We start from the raw sequence: 16,759 nt of genomic DNA, 5'->3' as shown, positions 1-16,759 counted from the left end.
GGTTGCGAGGGCATCCGCTCCAGCAACCGCAGTCGTGGCACCCACGTTCGAGTACCTGCCCGCATGAGCTGGTTGAAGAAACTGATGCCCGCGCACATCCGCACCGAGGCGGCCACCAGCCGCAAGCGCAGCGTGCCCGAAGGGTTGTGGGAAAAATGCGACAAGTGCGGCGCGGTGCTGTATCGGCCCGAACTCGAGGAAAACCTCGAGGTCTGCCCGAAGTGCGGCCACCACCGCCCGATTCGCGCGCGCGTGCGGCTGGCGGCGTTCCTGGACCCGGCCGGTTGCACCGAGATCGGTGCCGCGCTCGGGCCCACCGACGTGCTGAAGTTCAAGGACCAGAAGAAGTACTCCGAGCGGATCAAGGCCGCGCAGAAGTCCAGCGGCGAGCGCGACGCGCTGATCGCGATGCAGGGCACGCTGAAGGGCCAACCGCTGGTCGCCTGCGCCTTCGATTTCGCCTTCATGGGCGGATCGATGGGTTCGGTGGTCGGCGAGCGCTTCGCGCTGGCCGCCGAGCGTGCGCTGGAAATCGGATCGCCGCTGGTGTGCTTCTCCGCCACCGGCGGCGCCCGCATGCAGGAAAGCCTGTTCTCGCTGATGCAGATGGCCAAGACCTCGGCCGCGCTCGGGCGCCTGCGCGCCGCGGGGTTGCCGTATGTCTCGGTGATGACGCATCCCACCACCGGCGGCGTGTCCGCATCGCTGGCGATGCTCGGCGACATCAACATGGCCGAACCCGAGGCCCTGATCGGCTTCGCCGGCCCGCGCGTCATCGAGCAGACCGTGCGCGAGACGCTGCCGGAGGGCTTCCAGCGCTCCGAATTCCTGGTCGAGCACGGCGCCATCGACCAGATCTGCGACCGCCGCGAATTGCGCGACCGCATCGCCGAATTGCTGGCGATGCTGATGAAGCAGCCCCGGCCCCGGGAAGACGCCGAGGCCGCTGCTTGACCCGGTGCCCGCCATGAGCCGCAAGCACTTCGGCACCGACGGCATCCGCGGTCGCGTCGGCGAAGGCGCGATCTCGGCCGATTTCGTGCTGCGCCTGGGCAATGCCTACGGGTATGCGCTGCCCCGCAACGACTGGCGCAAGCCGGTGGTCATCATCGGCAAGGACACGCGCATCTCCAACTACATGTTCGAGGCCGCGCTGGAGGCCGGGCTGGTCGCGGCCGGCGTCGACGTGCAGCTGATGGGGCCGATGCCCACGCCCGCGGTCGCGCATTTGACCCATTCGATGCGCGCCGACGGCGGCATCGTCATCTCCGCTTCGCACAATCCGCACCACGACAACGGCATCAAGTTCTTCTCCGCCCAGGGCGAGAAGCTCGACGACGCCACCGAACTGCAGATCGAGGCGGCGCTCGAACGGCCGTTCCGCACCGTGCCTTCGGAACAGCTCGGCAAGGCGGTGCGCACGCGCGACGCGGTCGGCCGATACGTCGAGGCCTGCAAGAATTCGGTGCCCAGGGGCTTCGACCTCGGCGGCATGCGCATCGCGATGGATTGCGCCAACGGCGCCACCTACCAGCTGGGGCCGCTGGTGTTGCGCGAGCTCGGCGCCCGGGTGGACGCGATCGGCGTCGATCCCAACGGCACCAACATCAACGACGGCGTCGGCTCGACCCACCCGGAGACACTGGTCGCGCACCTGCGCGCGACCGGTGCCGACCTCGGCATTGCCTTCGACGGTGACGGCGACCGGGTGCTGTTCGTGGACGGCGACGGCGCGGTGTGCGACGGCGACGACCTGCTGTACGTGCTGGCCACAGACTGGCAGCGCAGCGGTCGCCTGCGCGGGCCGGTGGTCGGCACGCTGATGAGCAACTACGGCTTCGAGCGCGCCCTGGGCGAAAGCGGGATCGAGTTCGTGCGCGCGAAGGTGGGCGACCGTCACGTGCACCAGGCGCTGCTGCAGCACGGCGGCATGCTTGGCGGCGAGGCTTCCGGCCACCTGTTGTGCCTCGACCGCGCCAGCACCGGGGACGGCATCGTCAGTGCATTGCAGGTACTGGAAGTGCTGCATCGCCGCGGCATCGCGCTGCGCGCTGCGCTGCAGGGCATGCAGCGGGTACCGCAGAAGACGGTCAACGTGCGCTGCGGCAATGGCGCCAGGCCGGCCGAGGCGGCGAGCGTGCAGGCGGCGTTGGCCGAGGCCCTGCGTGCGGTGGAGGGGCGCGGCCGCGCGTTCCTCCGCCCTTCCGGGACCGAACCGGTGGTGCGGGTCACGGTCGAGGCCGACGACGCCGGCTTGATGCAGTCCACGCTCGACGCGTTGGCCGCGGCGGTGCGCGCCGCAGCGCAATGATTCCCACCCCGCCCGCGCGGGGTACGCATCCCATCCCGAGACGACCATGAGCGCCATCCCCACCCTCGACATTCGTCGCTTCACCGCGCCGGCCAGCGCAGCGGACCGCGACGCCTTCGTCGCCGAACTGGGCGCCGCCTACCGCGAGTGGGGTTTCGCCGGGATCCGCGGCCACGACATCCCGCAGTCGCTGGTCGACGATGCCTACGAAGTGTTCCGTCGGTTCTTCGCGCTGCCCGACGCGACCAAGCGCAACTATCACGTCCCCGGCGCCGGCGGCGCCCGCGGCTACACGCCGTTCATGGTCGAGACCGCGAAGGATTCGCGCTATCCGGACCTCAAGGAGTTCTGGCACATCGGCCGCGAGATTCCGCGCGATTCCAAATACGCCGCCGACATGCCGGCGAATCTGTGGCCCGACGAAGTGCCCGGGTTCCGCGAGACCGGCTATGGGCTGTACGTCGCGCTCGACCAGCTGGGCGTGCAGGTGCTGGCCGCGCTCGCGTTGCACATGGGATTGCCGGAGCAGTGGTTCGCCGACAAGATCGACAACGGCAATTCGATCCTGCGCCCGATCCACTACCCGCCGATCACCACCCCCGACGTGCCGAACGTCCGTGCCGGCGCGCACGAGGACATCAACCTGATCACGCTGCTGGTCGGCGCCAGCGCCGCCGGGCTCGAGGTGCTGTCGCGCAAGGGCGAGTGGGTGCCGTTCACGGCGGACGCGGACACGATCGTGGTCAACATCGGCGACATGCTGCAGCGCCTGACCAACCACGCGTATCCCTCGACCACGCACCGGGTGGTCAATCCGCCGGGCGACGGTGCGCGCCAGCCGCGCTATTCGACGCCGTTCTTCCTGCACCCGAACCCGGATTTCCTGATCGACGTGCTGCCGTCATGCGTCACCGCCGACAATCCCAGCCGCTATCCCGAGCCGATCACCGCGCAGGGTTACCTCGAAGAACGCCTGCGCGAGATCAAGTTGAAGTAAGCGGGATCGGGCGGGGCCGCGATCACCTGGTCGCACGCCACGACGCGACGGGCCCCGGCGTGATGGCCAGCCCTTCGGGGCGACCTGACGGGCGCCGGCGTGACCGCCAGCCCTTCGGGGCGAATGTCCCCCGGCCTGCGGCCTCCTCCCTTGTTTCGCCCCGAAGGGCTGCCGGCCACGCTGGCACGCCGGATCACGGGCTTGCTGAAAAGCCTTGCTCTGTTCTGCTCAGCTTTGCGCTCAAAACCGCTGCGCAGCCGCAACGCCGCGTGCGGTTGCCCCTGGGTGCGAAATCAATGGGGAGGCGTCGGCCAAAGGCCGGCGCCGGAGGACATTCGCACCCGAGGGCAACCGGATCCGGCACCCGACGAATGCCTGCATTCCCGATGCCCCGGCGAATGTCCGTATCGGCGCCCCGGCAAGTATCCGTAGCCGGTGCCACGGCCATTGCCTGGACGCACCGCGCGCGGTGGTCGCCGCGCTCAGGCGGCCATCCAGAAAAACACCGCCGCCATGCGCTTGTCCGCCAGCGCCTGCCCGCAGTAGGCGCTGGCGCTGTGGATCAGGTTGGCGCGGTACAGCAGCAGGCGGTTGAAGCGGTGCTCCACGCGCACGTCTTCCACGAAGGATCCCTGCGCCACGAAACGCGTGCCCAGCGCATCGACCAGGTTGGCGTGCGGCGGCATCACCGCGTTGCCGCCCAGGCGCCCGTCCGGCAGGCGTTGCCGGTAGAAGCTGGTGCCGCAGTGCGCCGGCGCATCCGGATTGAGGTACAGCACCGCGGCGTAGCGGCACAGCGTGCGCGAGTCGGTATGCGGCTTCGGCCCGGATTCGTCCTCGCCCACCACCTGCACGCAGTTGTGGTTGAGGTGGCCGCCGTCGGGCATGGATTGCACCCACAGACGCTTGCTGCCGGTCGCCTCGCGCACCCATGCCTCGATCGGCTCCAGTTCCGCAGGCTGCAGCGCGGGCAGGGCGCGCATCCCTGGCCAGGCCTCCGGCCTGTACGGATAACCCTCGCTCCAGTCCGTGCGCGCCAGGCAGCGCGCGCGCAGGGCGGCGGCGTCGGGCAGGGCATCGTCGAGCAGCCAGTAGTCGCGGCCCAGGGTCGGCTTGCGGTAGGGCAGCAACTTGATGGTGGGCACGGGCTTGGGCATGGGGTCAATCCGAGTCGCGGAAATCCCGGCTGCGGCGGTCGATCAGCGCGCGCGCCGCGGATTCGGGCAGGTACTTCGACAGGCCTGCGAGGATGCGGTTGACGCCGCCGGTCACGCAACGGGCATCGCCGCGTTCGACCGCGGCCACCCCCAGGCGTGCGACGCGGTCGGCATTCAGCCACAGCCAGGCCGGTAGTTTCGAAACCCGCGCGCGCATCCCGTTGACGTCGTGGAACTCGCTCCAGGTCATGCCCGGGCACAGCGCGGTCACGTGCACTCCCCGCGTTGCGGTTTCCTGCGCCAGCGACTCGGAAAAACGGATCACGAAGGCCTTGGCCGCGCCGTACAGGGTGTGGCCGGCCGAGGCCGGTACCAGGCCCGCCAGCGACGCGACATTGAGGATGCGACCGTGGCCGGCGGCTTCCATGGGCGGCAGGAAGCGATGGGTGAGTTCGGCGACCGCGGTCACCATCACCTGCAGGAAATCGGCGTGGGTCTTCCACTCCGAGGACAGGTAGCGCCCGGGAACGCCGTAGCCGGCATTGTTGACCAGGTGCGAAACGTGCAGCCCGCGCCGGCCGATTTCCTCCTGCAGCCAGCGCGGTGCGAGCGGATCGGCGAGGTCGGCGGGAATGCATTGGACCGCGACCTGCCCACGCAACGTCGCCGCCAGCGCCTGCAGGCGATCCTCGCGGCGCGCGCTCAGCACCAGCGGCACGCCGCGGCGCGCGTATTCGCGCGCGATCGCCGCGCCGATGCCGCTTGACGCGCCGGTGACGAGGGCATGGCCGGAACCGGGCATCGCGGGCTCGCTTCGGAAGAAAAGGCGCGCCTACGGTGGGACGCGGCATGGGGATTCTAGCGGCGCTGGGATAGACTGCGCGCCTTGACGCGACGGAGCAGGACGATGCGCCGCAGGATCGTGGCCGGAAACTGGAAATTGCATGGCGACCATGCCTTCGCGCACGCGCTGCTGGATGCGCTGGTGGCGGTGCCGGCGCCGGCCGGGGTCGAGCGCGTGGTGTTGCCGCCGCTGCCCTACCTGGGCGACCTGGTCGAGCACTACGCCGACCGTGGCATCGCCTTCGGTGCGCAGGACGTGAGCGCCAACGAGAAGGGCGCGTACACCGGCGAGGTGTCGGCATCGATGCTGGTCGACGTGGGCGCGCGCTACGGCCTGGTCGGCCATTCGGAGCGCCGCCAGTACCACAACGAGGGTAGCGAGCTGGTCGCGCGCAAGTTCCTGGCGGCGCGCCATGCCGGGCTTGTGCCGATCCTGTGCGTGGGCGAAACCCTGCAGCAGCGTGAGGCCGGGCAGACCGAGTACTGCATCGAGCGCCAGCTGGCGCCATTGTTCGACCTGGGTGGCGCCACGGTGCTGGAAGGGGCCGTGGTGGCCTACGAGCCGGTCTGGGCGATCGGGACCGGCCATACCGCCAGCCCGGAGCAGGCGCAGGCGATCCATGCCTTCATTCGTGGCGAAGTGGCCGCGCGCGATGCTAAAATCGCGGGCTCGCTGCCGATCCTGTACGGCGGCAGCTGCAAGCCCGACAACGCCGCCGCGCTGTTTTCACAGCCGGACGTCGATGGCGGGTTGATCGGCGGCGCCTCGCTGGTGGCCGCCGATTTCCTTGCCATCGCAGCCGCGGCGGCGCCCTGAGACAAGACCGGAAGACCCCGTGCAATGCTGATGCTGATCCTCAATGTCGTGTACGTGCTGCTGGCGATCGCGATGATCGCGATGATCCTGATGCAGCGCGGCGCCGGCGCGCAGGCCGGTTCCGGCTTCGGCGGCGGCGCTTCCGCGACCGTCTTCGGCGCCCGCGGCGCATCCAACTTCCTGTCCAAGAGCACCAAATGGCTGGCGATCGCGTTTTTCGGGATCAGCCTGGGCATGGCCTGGTATGCGACCCACTCGGCGACCCAGGGGCCGGCGCAGCAGGACTTGGGCCTGATGGGGCAGGTCCCGGCCGCGGCGACGCCCGCGCCGGCGCCCTCCACCGGCGCGACGGTGCCCACGGCGCCCGTGGCGCAGCCGGCGCAGGCGCCCGCCTCCACGGTGCCGGCGGCTCCGGCCGCGGCCCCGGGCGCGCAACCGCAACCGGCGACACCGCCGACGGGCGGCTGAGCGTCGGTTAAAATGCCTGCTTGAAAATCTGCTGGAAAATCCGGGCCGGATGCCCGGGTTGTCGTGTCCGGGATGGACGCTTGCCCAGGTGGCGGAATTGGTAGACGCACTACCTTGAGGTGGTAGCGGCTTAGGTCGTAGGGGTTCGAGTCCCCTCTTGGGCACCATATGCGCCTCCCGTCGGCCCGCGCCTCGCGCGCGGAGCGGCTGGAGCAAGCGGCAGCCCGCATCCTTGGATGCGGATTGCCGATAACGACAGACTTCCCGGACAGGACGTCCGGGTGCCGGCCGGGATGGCCGAAAGAGGACGCGCGTGCTGGCCGAATACCTGCCGACCCTGCTGTTCCTGATCGTTGCCACCGGCATCGGCATCGCCCTGATCGTCATCGGCAACGTCCTCGGGCCCAGGCGCCCGAACCCCGAAAAGCTGTCGCCGTACGAATGCGGTTTCCCCGCGTTCGAGGACGCGCGCATGCGCTTCGACGTGCGCTACTACCTGGTGGCGATCCTGTTCATCGTGTTCGACCTGGAAATCGCCTTCATCTTCCCGTGGGCGGTGGTGTTCCGCGAGCTCGGTGTGTTCGGGCTGGTCGAGATGGGCGTGTTCCTGGCGCTGCTGGTGATCGGCTTCGTCTACGTCTGGAAGAAGGGAGCGCTGGAATGGGAGTGAGCGAGACCGTCGCGCAGTTGATGAACAACCCGCTGCCGCAAGGACGGGTCGACGACATCCTGCGCCCGGAGGGCGAGAACCCGCTGGTGGAGCATGGCTTCGCGACGGCGAGGTTCGACGACCTGCTCAACTGGGCCCGCACCGGATCGATGTGGCCGATGACCTTCGGCCTGGCGTGCTGCGCGGTGGAGATGATGCATGCCGGCATGTCGCGCCTGGACCTGGACCGCTTCGGTGTGGTGTTCCGGCCGTCGCCGCGCCAGGCCGATGTGATGATCGTGGCCGGCACCCTGGTCAACAAGATGGCGCCGGCGCTGCGCAAGGTCTACGACCAGATGCCCGACCCCAAGTGGGTGATTTCGATGGGCAGCTGCGCCAACGGCGGCGGCTACTACCACTATTCCTACGCGGTGGTGCGCGGCTGCGACCGCATCGTGCCGGTCGACATCTACGTGCCCGGCTGCCCGCCGACCGCCGAGGCGCTGATCTACGGCATCCTGCAGCTGCAGAAGAAGATCCGCCGCGCCAGCAACTTCGGCGACAACAAGACGGGGCTGCGCTGATGGCCGCGACGGCTGCTGCCCTTGCCGATCGCCTGCGCGCGCGTTTCGTCGGCGCGGAAGTTTCCGTGGCCGAGCCGCGTGGCGAGGTCGGGATCGTGTTCGACGCCGGCGTCTGGCACGACGGCTGCCGCGCGTTGCGCGACGAATTCGGATTCGAACAGCTGATCGACGTGTGCGGCGCCGACTACCTGGGCTACGGCGGCGACGAGTGGGACACCGGCGTGTCTTCGGAAGGCTTCTCGCGCGGCGTCCAGGGCAGGGGCCCCGGGCGTTTCCGCTTCGGCGAGGTGCCAAGCGAACAAGTCCCGCAGCCGCAGGGCCACGCCGACACGGTGGCGCCACGCCGCCGCTTCGCCGCGGTGTTGCAGTTGCTGTCGGTGCAGCACAACCAGCGCCTGCGCGTGACCTGCTTCGCCCCCGACGACGCGCTTCCCGTCGTGGCCTCGGTCACCGACCTGTGGCCGGTCGCGAACTGGTTCGAGCGCGAGGCCTTCGACCTGTTCGGCATCGTCTTCGCCGGGCACCCGGACCTGCGCCGGATCCTCACCGACTATGGTTTCGTCGGCCATCCGTTCCGCAAGGATTTCCCGCTGATCGGGAACGTCGAGGTTCGTTACGACGCCGGGCAGCAGCGCGTCATCTACGAGCCGGTGACCTCGGTGGAACCGCGGGTCAACGTGCCGCGGGTGATCCGCGACGACGCCCGTTACGCGACCGCGCGCGGCGAGGACCATGACCTGAAGATCGACAGCGGCATCGGCCCTGCGGGGGTTGGCAAGTGAACGCACATCCCTCCAGCATCCCGTTTGCCAGCAATCCCGCCGAGGCCCGGCAGGAAATCCGCAACTACACGCTGAACTTCGGCCCGCAGCACCCGGCTGCGCACGGCGTGCTGCGCCTGATCCTGGAAATGGACGGCGAAACCGTCCAGCGCGCCGACCCGCACATCGGCCTGTTGCACCGTGGCACCGAGAAGCTGGCCGAATCCAAGCCGTTCAACCAGTCGATCGGCTACATGGACCGGCTGGACTACGTGTCGATGATGTGCAACGAGCACGCCTACGTGCGTGCGATCGAGACCTTGATGGGGATCGAGGCGCCGGAGCGGGCGCAGTGGATCCGCACGATGTTCGACGAGATCACGCGCATCCTCAACCACCTGATGTGGATCGGCTCCAACGCCCTCGACCTGGGCGCGATGGCGGTGATGCTGTACGCCTTCCGCGAGCGCGAGGAGTTGATGGACGTGTACGAGGCGGTGTCGGGCGCGCGCATGCACGCGACCTACTACCGTCCCGGCGGCGTCTACCGCGACCTGCCCGAACGCATGTCGAAGTACCGCGAATCGCCGTGGAGGAAGGGCGACAAGCTCAAGCGCTTCAACGCCTGGCGTGAAGGCTCGATGCTCGATTACCTGGAAGCCTTCGCCAACGACTTCCCGGGCCGCGTGGACGAATACGAGACGCTGCTCACCGACAACCGCATCTGGAAGCAGCGCACCGTCGGCATCGGCGTGGTGTCGCCGGAAAAGGCGCTGGCCTGGGGCATGACCGGGCCGATGCTGCGTGGTTCCGGCATCGCCTGGGACCTGCGCAAGAAGCAGCCCTACGCAAAGTACGCCGAGGTCGACTTCGACATCCCGGTCGGGGTCGAGGGCGACTGCTACGACCGCTACCTGGTGCGCGTGGCCGAGATGCGCCAGTCCGCGCGCATCATCCTGCAGTGCGTGAAATGGCTGAAGGCCAACCCGGGCCCGGTAATGCTGGACAACTTCAAGGTCGCGCCGCCCTCCCGCGAGGAGATGAAGGACGACATGGAAGCCCTGATCCACCACTTCAAGCTGTTCTCCGAAGGGTATTGCGTGCCCGCAGGCGAGACCTACAGCGCGGTCGAGGCGCCGAAGGGCGAGTTCGGCTGCTACCTGGTGAGCGACGGCGCCAACAAGCCGTTCCGCTGCCACCTGCGCGCGCCCGGGTTCGCCCACCTGTCGTCGATGGACGAACTGGTCAGGGGCCACATGCTGGCCGACGTGGTGGCAATGATCGGCACCTACGACATTGTTTTTGGTGAAGTCGACCGATGAAAGCGACCGGCAATTTCGAGAACGCGCGCAACGTCGACCCGATGGTCGCGTTGAGCGACGCGACCCGCGCCCATATCGACCACTGGCTCGCCAAGTTCCCGCCGGACCGCAAGCGCTCCGCGGTGCTGCAGGGGCTACACGCGGCGCAGGAACAGAACGGCGGCTGGCTCAGCGACGAACTGATCGCCGCGGTGGCGAAATACCTCGGCCTGCCACCTGTCTGGGCCTATGAGGTCGCCACCTTCTATTCGATGTTCGAGACCCGGAAGGTCGGGCGCAACAACGTCGCCTTCTGCACCAACATCAGTTGCTGGCTCAACGGCGCGGAAGACCTGGTCGCGCACGCCGAACGCAAGCTGGGCTGCAGGCTGGGCGAATCCACCGCCGATGGCCGCGTCTACCTCAAGCGCGAGGAGGAATGCGTCGCCGCGTGCTGCGGCGCGCCGGTGGTGGTGATCAACGGGCACTACCACGAGAAGCTCGATGCCGCGAAGGTGGACGAGCTGCTGGACGGGCTGAAGTAATGGCAGGGCACTCCCACTATTCGGAAGGTTACGGCCCCGTCGGCCCGGCGCCCGCGGAGCACAACGTCGTCTACACGACGCTGCACTACGACAAGCCGTGGTCGTACGAGAACTACCTCAAGACCGGTGGCTACGCCGCGCTGCGCAGGATCCTCGAGGAGAAGATCGAGCCGGCGGCGGTGGTCGACATGGTCAAGCAGTCGGGCCTGCGCGGTCGCGGTGGCGCAGGCTTCCCGACCGGCCTGAAGTGGAGCTTCATGCCCAAGGGCCCGGGCGTGAAGTACATCCTGTGCAACTCGGACGAGTCCGAGCCCGGCACCGCCAAGGACCGCGACATCCTGCGCTACAACCCGCACGCGGTGATCGAGGGCATGGCGATCGCCTGCTACGCGACCGGTTCGCCGGTGGCCTACAACTACCTGCGCGGCGAGTTCCACCACGAGCCCTTCGAGCACCTCGAGGAGGCCACGCGCGAGGCCTATGCCAATGGCTGGCTGGGGAAGAACATCCTCGGCAGCGGCATCGACATCGACATCCACAACGCGCTCGGCGCCGGCGCCTACATCTGCGGCGAAGAGACCGCGCTGATGGAGTCGCTGGAAGGCAAGAAGGGCCAGCCGCGCTACAAGCCGCCGTTCCCGGCCAACTTCGGCCTCTACGGCAAGCCGACCACGATCAACAACACCGAGACCTACGCCTCGGTGCCGGCGATCATCCGCAACGGCGCCGAGTGGTTCCTGAACCTCGGCAAGCCCAACAACGGCGGGCCGAAGGTGTTCTCGGTCTCCGGACACGTCAACAAGCCGGGCAATTACGAGATCCGCCTGGGCACGTCCTTCGCGGACCTGCTGCAGATGGCCGGCGGCGTGCGCAACGGCCATCGCCTCAAGGCGGTGATCCCGGGTGGTTCGTCGATGCCGGTGCTGCCGGCCGACACCATGATGGGCCTGACCATGGACTACGACGCGATCCAGAAGGCCGGGTCCGGCCTGGGTTCGGGCGCGGTGATCGTGATGGACGAGACCGCGTGCATGGTCCGCGCCTGCCAGCGGATCGCGCGCTTCTACTTCAAGGAAAGCTGCGGCCAGTGCACCCCGTGCCGCGAGGGCACCGGCTGGATGTACCGCATGGTCACCCGCGTCGCCGAGGGCAAGGCGACGGTGGACGACCTGCAGATGCTGCGAGCCGCCGCCGGGCAGATCGAGGGCCACACCATCTGCGCCTTCGGCGAAGCCGCGGCGTGGCCGATGCAGGGTTTCCTGCGCCATTTCTGGGACGAGTTCGAGTACCGCATCGTGAATGGCCGCTTCCTGGTGGACGACGAGCGCGACGGCACCGTGGTGCGCAAGGCGGTGGCGGCATGAGCGCGACATTCCTCCACGACCCCCGTTGCCCGCGCACGGGCAACGCGCCCCTTGACCCAAGGGGCTGCGCTGCTCCGATGGGAGGTATCGCATCGTGAGCGCGCAACCGGTCAACCCGAACCTGCCGCCCGACCATGTCACCGTCTTCATCGACGGCGTCGAGATGGCCGCGCCGAAGGGTTCGATGATCATCCAGGCGGCCGACAGGGCCGGCATCCCGATCCCGCGCTTCTGCTACCACGACAAGCTGGCGATCGCGGCCAACTGCCGCATGTGCCTGGTCGACGTCGACAAGATGGGCAAGCCCGCGCCCGCCTGCGCCACCCCGGTGATGGATGGCATGAAGGTATCCACGCGCAGCGAGAAGGCGTTGAAGTCGCAGCGCAACGTGATGGAGTTCCTGCTGATCAACCATCCGCTCGACTGCCCGATCTGCGACCAGGGCGGCGAGTGCGAGCTGCAGGACCTGTCGCTGGGCTACGGGCGTTCGGTCTCGCGCTTCTCCGAGCGCAAGCGGGTGGTGGCCGACGAGGACCTCGGCCCGCTGGTCGCCACCGACATGACCCGCTGCATCCACTGCACCCGCTGCGTGCGCTTCACCGCGGAGATCGCCGGCACCTACGAGCTCGGCGGGATGATGCGTGGCGAGCAGCTGCAAATCGGCACCTACGACGGCAAGCCGCTGACGACCGAACTTTCGGGCAACGTGATCGACGTCTGCCCGGTCGGGGCGTTGACCAACAAGGTGTTCCGCTTTCGCGCCCGGCCGTGGGAACTGGTGGCCAGGGAATCGCTCGGCTACCACGATGCGCTCGGCAGCAACCTGTTCCTGCACGTGCGCCGCGGCGACGTGCTGCGCACCGTGCCGCGCGACAACGACGCGGTCAACGAGTGCTGGCTGTCGGACCGCGACCGCTATTCGCACCAGGGCCTGTACGCCGAAGACCGTGCCACGCGGCCGCTGGTCCGCGTCGCCCGCAACGGCGACGAAGGCGACTGGCGCGAGGCGAGCTGGGACGAGGCGCTGCAGAAAGCGGCGTCCATCCTGCGCGACAACGGCGCCGACCAGCTCGGATTGCTGGTGCATCCGGCCACCTCGAGCGAGGAGGGCACGCTGCTGGCGCGGCTGGCCGAGGCGCTGGGCAGCGGCAACCTCGACCACCGGATCGCGCAAGCCGACCTGTCCGATGCCGCCGTCGCCGAACCCTTCGCGATGCCGGTCGCCGACATCGAGCAGGCCGACGCCATCGTCATCGTCGGCTCGCAGCTGCGCTACGAACTGCCGCTGGTGCATGCGCGGGTGCGCAAGGCCGTGGCGCGCGGGGCCAGGGTCCACGTGGTGAATCCGGTGGACTTCGACTTCACGTTCGAGGTCGCCTCGCGCCGGATCGTGCCGCCGTCGCGGCTTGCCGCCGCGCTCGGCGAGGTGCAGTTGGGCGAGGCCACCCGCGCGGTGGTGATCGTCGGTGGCGTGGCCGAAGCCGGGCCGCACGCCAGCGCGATCCGCGCGGCCGCGCGCGCGTTCGCCGGCGCCAACAATGCCGCGCTCTGCCGCATCCCGCAGGGCGCCAACGCGCTCGGGCTGGGGCGACACGGCGTGCTGCCGGCTTCGCGCGATGCGCAGGCGATGTTGCGCGAACCGCGCAGCGCCTACGTGATCTATGGCCTGGAACCGGGCCTGGACTTCGCCGACCAGGCGCTGGCGATGCAGGCGCTGGGCAACGCGCAGGTGGTGGCCTTCAGCCAGTTCGCCTGCATGTCCACGCGCAAGGTCGCGGACGTGATCCTGCCGATCGGCGCATTGCCGGAAATCGACGCCACCCTGACCAACCTCGATGGCCGCGACCAGCGCGCCGTGGCTGCCGGCAAGCTGCCGGGCGAGGCGCGCGCCGGCTGGCGCGTGCTGCGCGCGCTGGGCGGCCTGCTCGACGCGCCGGGCTTCGGCTTCACCGACCTGGCCGGATTGCGCGGCGAAATGGACGACCACCTGGCCACGACCGCCGCCGTGGGCGTGGCGGCGCCGAAGCAGGCATGGTTCCAGAAGGACGAGGTCGCCACGGAGCAGGCCGCGCACATCGCCAACGCAGCGGTGGCCGCCGCGAGCGGCGACGCAGGCGTCGGCGAAGGGCTTGAGCTGGTGGTGTCGCAAGCCATCTACCGCGGCGACGCCGTGCTGCGCCGCGCCGCTGCCCTGCAGGCGCACCCGCTGACGGCCGGGGCCCGCGTCGTGCTGCACCCGCGCGATGCGCAATCCGCCGGCCTTGCCGCGGATGCCGTCGCCAGGGTGGCCAACGACACCGGCACCGCGACGCTGCCGGTCGCGATCAGCGAGCAGGTCGCGCCGGGTTGCGCCTGGATCGAATCCGGCTACGGCGCCACCGCGGCGCTGGTGTCGGCACGCGTAAAGGTCGGTGGCGCATGAACCCGATCGTGACCCTGTTCGAACCGCTGCGCGACTGGATGCTGTCCTTCGGCGCCATCGGGCTGCTGGCGTGGGTGCTGCTGAAGATCCTGGCGATCGCGGTGCCGGTGATCCTGGCGGTTGCCTTCTACGTGGTCTGGGAGCGCAAGCTGATCGGCTGGATGCACGTGCGCCACGGCCCGATGTACGTGGGCAAGGGCATCCTCCAGGCGTTCGCCGACGTCTTCAAGCTGCTGTTCAAGGAGGTCATCCATCCCTCCGCGGCGCATCGCGTGCTGTACGTGCTGGCGCCGCTGGTGGCCATGGTGCCGGCATTGGCCGCATGGTCGGTGGTGCCGTTCGACACGCAAATGGTGCTGTCCAACGCCAACGCCGGCCTGCTCTACCTGCTGGCGATGACCTCGATGGGCATCTACGGCGTGATCATCGCCGGCTGGGCCTCGAACTCGAAATACGCCTTCCTCGGCGCGATGCGCGCCTCGGCGCAGATGATCAGCTACGAGATCGCGATGGGCTTCGCCCTGGTCGGCGTGCTGATCGCCGCAGGCAGCCTGAACATCACCGACATCGTGATGGCGCAGGCCGGCAACGGCGGCTTTCTGGAGTGGTTCTGGGTCCCGCTGCTGCCGCTGTTCGTGGTCTATTTCGTGTCCGGCGTGGCCGAGACCAACCGCTCGCCGTTCGACGTGGTCGAGGGCGAGTCGGAAATCGTTGCCGGGCACATGGTCGAGTATTCGGGCTCGCAGTTCGCGCTGTTCTTCCTGGCCGAGTACGCCAACATGATCCTGGTCAGCTTCCTGACCTCGATCTTCTTCCTCGGCGGCTGGCTGAGCCCGTTCCATGGCTGGGGCATCCCGCTGCTGTCGGTGGACGGCTGGTGGTGGCTGTTCGCCAAGGTGTTCTTCTTCGCCAGCGCCTTCGTCTGGTTCCGCGCAACCTTCCCGCGCTATCGCTACGACCAGATCATGCGCCTGGGCTGGAAGGTGTTCATCCCGGTCACGATCGCCTGGATCTTCGTGACCGCGTTGATGGCGTACTACGGCGTGTTCGAGGTGGGTGCCTGATGGCCAATCTGATTGCCTGGTTCAGGGGCCTGCTGCTGATCGAGCTGCTGCAGGGCATGTGGCTGACCCTGAAGTACCTGTTCCGTCCGAAGTACACGCTGATGTACCCGATGGAAAAGACCCCGCAGTCGCCGCGCTTCCGCGGGCTGCACGCGCTGCGCCGCTATCCCAACGGCGAGGAGCGCTGCATCGCCTGCAAGCTGTGCGAGGCGGTGTGCCCGGCGCTGGCGATCACCATCGACTCGGAGCAGCGCGCCGACGGCACACGCCGCACCACGCGCTACGACATCGACCTGTTCAAGTGCATCTACTGCGGCTTCTGCGAGGAATCCTGCCCGGTGGACTCGATCGTGGAGACCCACATCCTCGAGTACCACTTCGAGAACCGTGGCGAGAACGTCGTGACCAAGCCGCAGCTGCTGGCGCTGGGCGACCGCCTGGAGGCGGAGATCGCCGAACGCCGCGCCGCAGATTCCCCGTTCCGATGATCGAGCGCCACTGAGGACCGCATGGATTACACGTTGCTCGCGTTCTACGCCTTCGCCGCCGCGGCCGTGGTCTCCGCCGGCGCGGTGATCGGCGTCCGCAACCCGGTGCAGGCGGCGCTGTTCCTGGTGCTGACCTTCTTCACCGTGGCCTGCACCTGGATCCTGGCCGGCGCCGAGTTCCTCGGCCTGGCGCTGGTGGTGGTCTATGTCGGCGCGGTGATGGTGCTGTTCCTGTTCGTGGTGATGATGCTGGACATCGACGTCGCGCGGATGCGGGAAGGCTACGTGCGCTACCTGCCAGTCGGCCTGCTGGTGGCGGTGGTGATGCTGGCCGAGATGCTGGCGCTGCTGGGGATCCGCGCCCGCAGCGCGGTGCCCTTCGCCGACAACGCCGCGCATGCCGCGGCCGCCGGCGACGTGCCGAACACCACGTGGCTGGCGCGCGCGCTGTTCACCGACTTCCTGCTGCCGTTCGAGGTCGCCGCGGTGATCCTGACCGTGGCGGTGGTCGCGGCGGTGATGCTGACCCTGCGCCGCCGCGTCGGCGCCAAGCACCAGAACCCGCTGGAACAGGGCCGGGTGCGCGCCTCCGACCGCTTCCGCATGGTGAAGATGGACGCCACCCGCAAGCCGGAACCCCCCGCCGACCAGGAGGTGACGCCATGACCGCCCTGACCACCGGGCTGGCGCTCGGCCATTTCCTCGCGCTCGGCGCGGCCCTGTTCTGCATCAGCGTCGCCGGCATCTTCCTCAACCGCAAGAACGTGATCGTGCTGTTGATGTGCATCGAGCTGATGCTGCTGGCGGTCAACATCAATTTCGTCGCGTTCTCGCGCCACCTCGGCGACGCGGCGGGCCAGGTGTTCGTGTTCTTCATCCTCACCGTGGCCGCGGCCGAGGCCGCGATCGGCCTTGCGATCCTGGTCACCCTGTTCCGCAACCGGCGCACGATCGACGTCGCCGATATCGATTCGTTGAAGGGCTGAAC

At 68.6% G+C, this 16,759-nt stretch carries 18 protein-coding genes and 1 tRNA gene; 17 read left to right on the top strand and 2 right to left on the bottom strand.

What is annotated here, in order from left to right; all coding sequences use genetic code 11:
• The first annotated feature begins 63 nt into the window (after positions 1–63).
• The 3 genes from accD to MQC88_RS03465 are packed head-to-tail and all read left to right on the top strand — an operon-like array spanning position 64 to position 3,308.
• Positions 64–954, top strand: a complete 891-nt coding sequence (gene accD, locus MQC88_RS03475) for an acetyl-CoA carboxylase, carboxyltransferase subunit beta (protein WP_243319231.1) — start codon at positions 64–66, stop codon at positions 952–954.
• 13 nt (positions 955–967) lie between these two features.
• On the top strand, positions 968–2,311 hold the full coding sequence (gene glmM, locus MQC88_RS03470; protein WP_243319230.1) for a phosphoglucosamine mutase: 1,344 nt from the start codon (positions 968–970) through the stop codon (positions 2,309–2,311).
• A gap of 46 nt (positions 2,312–2,357) precedes the next feature.
• Positions 2,358–3,308 carry an isopenicillin N synthase family dioxygenase gene (locus MQC88_RS03465; RefSeq protein ID WP_243319229.1) on the top strand — a complete coding sequence of 317 codons (951 nt, stop codon included), beginning with the start codon at positions 2,358–2,360 and terminating at the stop codon, positions 3,306–3,308.
• A 482-nt stretch (positions 3,309–3,790) separates the two neighbouring features.
• Here MQC88_RS03465 and MQC88_RS03460 read toward each other — a convergent pair whose 3' ends face one another.
• Positions 3,791–4,465: a DUF6445 family protein gene (locus MQC88_RS03460; RefSeq protein ID WP_243319228.1), complete on the bottom strand. Its 675-nt coding sequence runs from the start codon at positions 4,463–4,465 to the stop codon at positions 3,791–3,793.
• A gap of 4 nt (positions 4,466–4,469) precedes the next feature.
• Positions 4,470–5,267, bottom strand: a complete 798-nt coding sequence (locus MQC88_RS03455) for an SDR family NAD(P)-dependent oxidoreductase (protein ID WP_243319227.1) — start codon at positions 5,265–5,267, stop codon at positions 4,470–4,472.
• 105 nt (positions 5,268–5,372) lie between these two features.
• Here MQC88_RS03455 and tpiA point away from each other — a divergent pair, with 105 nt between their 5' ends.
• The 14 genes from tpiA (at position 5,373) to nuoK (ending at position 16,757) form a co-directional block, all read left to right on the top strand.
• Positions 5,373–6,125: a triose-phosphate isomerase gene (gene tpiA, locus MQC88_RS03450; RefSeq protein ID WP_243319226.1), complete on the top strand. Its 753-nt coding sequence runs from the start codon at positions 5,373–5,375 to the stop codon at positions 6,123–6,125.
• 24 nt (positions 6,126–6,149) lie between these two features.
• A complete protein-coding gene (secG, locus tag MQC88_RS03445; RefSeq protein WP_243319225.1) occupies positions 6,150–6,593 on the top strand; it encodes a preprotein translocase subunit SecG in 444 nt (147 codons plus the stop codon).
• Between the two features lie 82 nt (positions 6,594–6,675).
• Positions 6,676–6,760 (top strand) — tRNA-Leu (locus tag MQC88_RS03440).
• Between the two features lie 146 nt (positions 6,761–6,906).
• Complete coding sequence (locus MQC88_RS03435; protein WP_243319224.1) at positions 6,907–7,263, top strand: NADH-quinone oxidoreductase subunit A; 357 nt, start codon at positions 6,907–6,909, stop codon at positions 7,261–7,263.
• Positions 7,254–7,826, top strand: a complete 573-nt coding sequence (locus MQC88_RS03430) for a NuoB/complex I 20 kDa subunit family protein (protein ID WP_243319223.1) — start codon at positions 7,254–7,256, stop codon at positions 7,824–7,826. Before MQC88_RS03435 ends, MQC88_RS03430 begins: the two co-directional genes overlap by 10 nt.
• Entirely contained in the window at positions 7,826–8,608 is a 783-nt protein-coding gene (locus MQC88_RS03425; RefSeq protein ID WP_243319222.1) for an NADH-quinone oxidoreductase subunit C, read from the top strand. The genes MQC88_RS03430 and MQC88_RS03425 overlap by 1 nt, the downstream gene beginning before the upstream one ends.
• Positions 8,605–9,909, top strand: coding sequence for an NADH-quinone oxidoreductase subunit D (locus MQC88_RS03420; protein WP_243319221.1), 1,305 nt, complete (start codon positions 8,605–8,607; stop codon positions 9,907–9,909). The genes MQC88_RS03425 and MQC88_RS03420 overlap by 4 nt, the downstream gene beginning before the upstream one ends.
• Entirely contained in the window at positions 9,906–10,433 is a 528-nt protein-coding gene (gene nuoE / locus MQC88_RS03415; RefSeq protein ID WP_243319220.1) for an NADH-quinone oxidoreductase subunit NuoE, read from the top strand. The genes MQC88_RS03420 and nuoE overlap by 4 nt, the downstream gene beginning before the upstream one ends.
• The gene (gene nuoF, locus MQC88_RS03410) at positions 10,433–11,797 is read left to right on the top strand and encodes an NADH-quinone oxidoreductase subunit NuoF (RefSeq protein WP_243319219.1); all 1,365 of its coding nucleotides are present in this window, start codon (positions 10,433–10,435) and stop codon (positions 11,795–11,797) included. Before nuoE ends, nuoF begins: the two co-directional genes overlap by 1 nt.
• 94 nt (positions 11,798–11,891) lie before the next feature.
• On the top strand, positions 11,892–14,219 hold the full coding sequence (nuoG, locus tag MQC88_RS03405; protein WP_243319218.1) for an NADH-quinone oxidoreductase subunit NuoG: 2,328 nt from the start codon (positions 11,892–11,894) through the stop codon (positions 14,217–14,219).
• A complete protein-coding gene (gene nuoH / locus MQC88_RS03400) occupies positions 14,216–15,283 on the top strand; it encodes an NADH-quinone oxidoreductase subunit NuoH (protein ID WP_243319217.1) in 1,068 nt (355 codons plus the stop codon). Before nuoG ends, nuoH begins: the two co-directional genes overlap by 4 nt.
• Positions 15,283–15,771, top strand: coding sequence for an NADH-quinone oxidoreductase subunit NuoI (gene nuoI, locus MQC88_RS03395; RefSeq protein WP_243319216.1), 489 nt, complete (start codon positions 15,283–15,285; stop codon positions 15,769–15,771). Before nuoH ends, nuoI begins: the two co-directional genes overlap by 1 nt.
• Positions 15,772–15,792: 21 nt before the next feature.
• Positions 15,793–16,437 (top strand): NADH-quinone oxidoreductase subunit J, encoded by a 645-nt coding sequence (locus MQC88_RS03390; protein ID WP_243319215.1) that lies wholly within the window; start codon positions 15,793–15,795, stop codon positions 16,435–16,437.
• Positions 16,434–16,757: an NADH-quinone oxidoreductase subunit NuoK gene (gene nuoK, locus MQC88_RS03385; RefSeq protein WP_243319214.1), complete on the top strand. Its 324-nt coding sequence runs from the start codon at positions 16,434–16,436 to the stop codon at positions 16,755–16,757. The genes MQC88_RS03390 and nuoK overlap by 4 nt, the downstream gene beginning before the upstream one ends.
• Positions 16,758–16,759: the final 2 nt, after the last annotated feature.

Source organism: Cognatiluteimonas sedimenti (assembly GCF_022808325.1).
In the GTDB taxonomy this organism is placed as follows: Bacteria; Pseudomonadota; Gammaproteobacteria; order Xanthomonadales; family Xanthomonadaceae; genus Cognatiluteimonas; species Cognatiluteimonas sedimenti.
The sequence above is the reverse complement of the archived record's forward strand: the minus strand, read 5'-3'. Positions and strand labels throughout refer to the sequence as shown.

What these genes read in the sequence shown, in the direction of transcription:
- glmM (WP_243319230.1), top strand. Translation starts at nt 968, where the DNA reads ATGAGCCGCAAGCACTTCGGCACCGACGGCATCCGCGGTCGCGTCGGC.
- tpiA (WP_243319226.1), top strand. Translation starts at nt 5,373, where the DNA reads ATGCGCCGCAGGATCGTGGCCGGAAACTGGAAATTGCATGGCGACCAT.
- MQC88_RS03460 (WP_243319228.1), bottom strand. Translation starts at nt 4,465, where the DNA reads ATGCCCAAGCCCGTGCCCACCATCAAGTTGCTGCCCTACCGCAAGCCG.
- nuoF (WP_243319219.1), top strand. Translation starts at nt 10,433, where the DNA reads ATGGCAGGGCACTCCCACTATTCGGAAGGTTACGGCCCCGTCGGCCCG.
- MQC88_RS03390 (WP_243319215.1), top strand. Translation starts at nt 15,793, where the DNA reads ATGGATTACACGTTGCTCGCGTTCTACGCCTTCGCCGCCGCGGCCGTG.
- nuoK (WP_243319214.1), top strand. Translation starts at nt 16,434, where the DNA reads ATGACCGCCCTGACCACCGGGCTGGCGCTCGGCCATTTCCTCGCGCTC.
- nuoE (WP_243319220.1), top strand. Translation starts at nt 9,906, where the DNA reads ATGAAAGCGACCGGCAATTTCGAGAACGCGCGCAACGTCGACCCGATG.
- MQC88_RS03465 (WP_243319229.1), top strand. Translation starts at nt 2,358, where the DNA reads ATGAGCGCCATCCCCACCCTCGACATTCGTCGCTTCACCGCGCCGGCC.
- secG (WP_243319225.1), top strand. Translation starts at nt 6,150, where the DNA reads ATGCTGATGCTGATCCTCAATGTCGTGTACGTGCTGCTGGCGATCGCG.
- MQC88_RS03425 (WP_243319222.1), top strand. Translation starts at nt 7,826, where the DNA reads ATGGCCGCGACGGCTGCTGCCCTTGCCGATCGCCTGCGCGCGCGTTTC.
- nuoH (WP_243319217.1), top strand. Translation starts at nt 14,216, where the DNA reads ATGAACCCGATCGTGACCCTGTTCGAACCGCTGCGCGACTGGATGCTG.
- MQC88_RS03455 (WP_243319227.1), bottom strand. Translation starts at nt 5,267, where the DNA reads ATGCCCGGTTCCGGCCATGCCCTCGTCACCGGCGCGTCAAGCGGCATC.
- accD (WP_243319231.1), top strand. Translation starts at nt 64, where the DNA reads ATGAGCTGGTTGAAGAAACTGATGCCCGCGCACATCCGCACCGAGGCG.
- MQC88_RS03430 (WP_243319223.1), top strand. Translation starts at nt 7,254, where the DNA reads ATGGGAGTGAGCGAGACCGTCGCGCAGTTGATGAACAACCCGCTGCCG.
- nuoI (WP_243319216.1), top strand. Translation starts at nt 15,283, where the DNA reads ATGGCCAATCTGATTGCCTGGTTCAGGGGCCTGCTGCTGATCGAGCTG.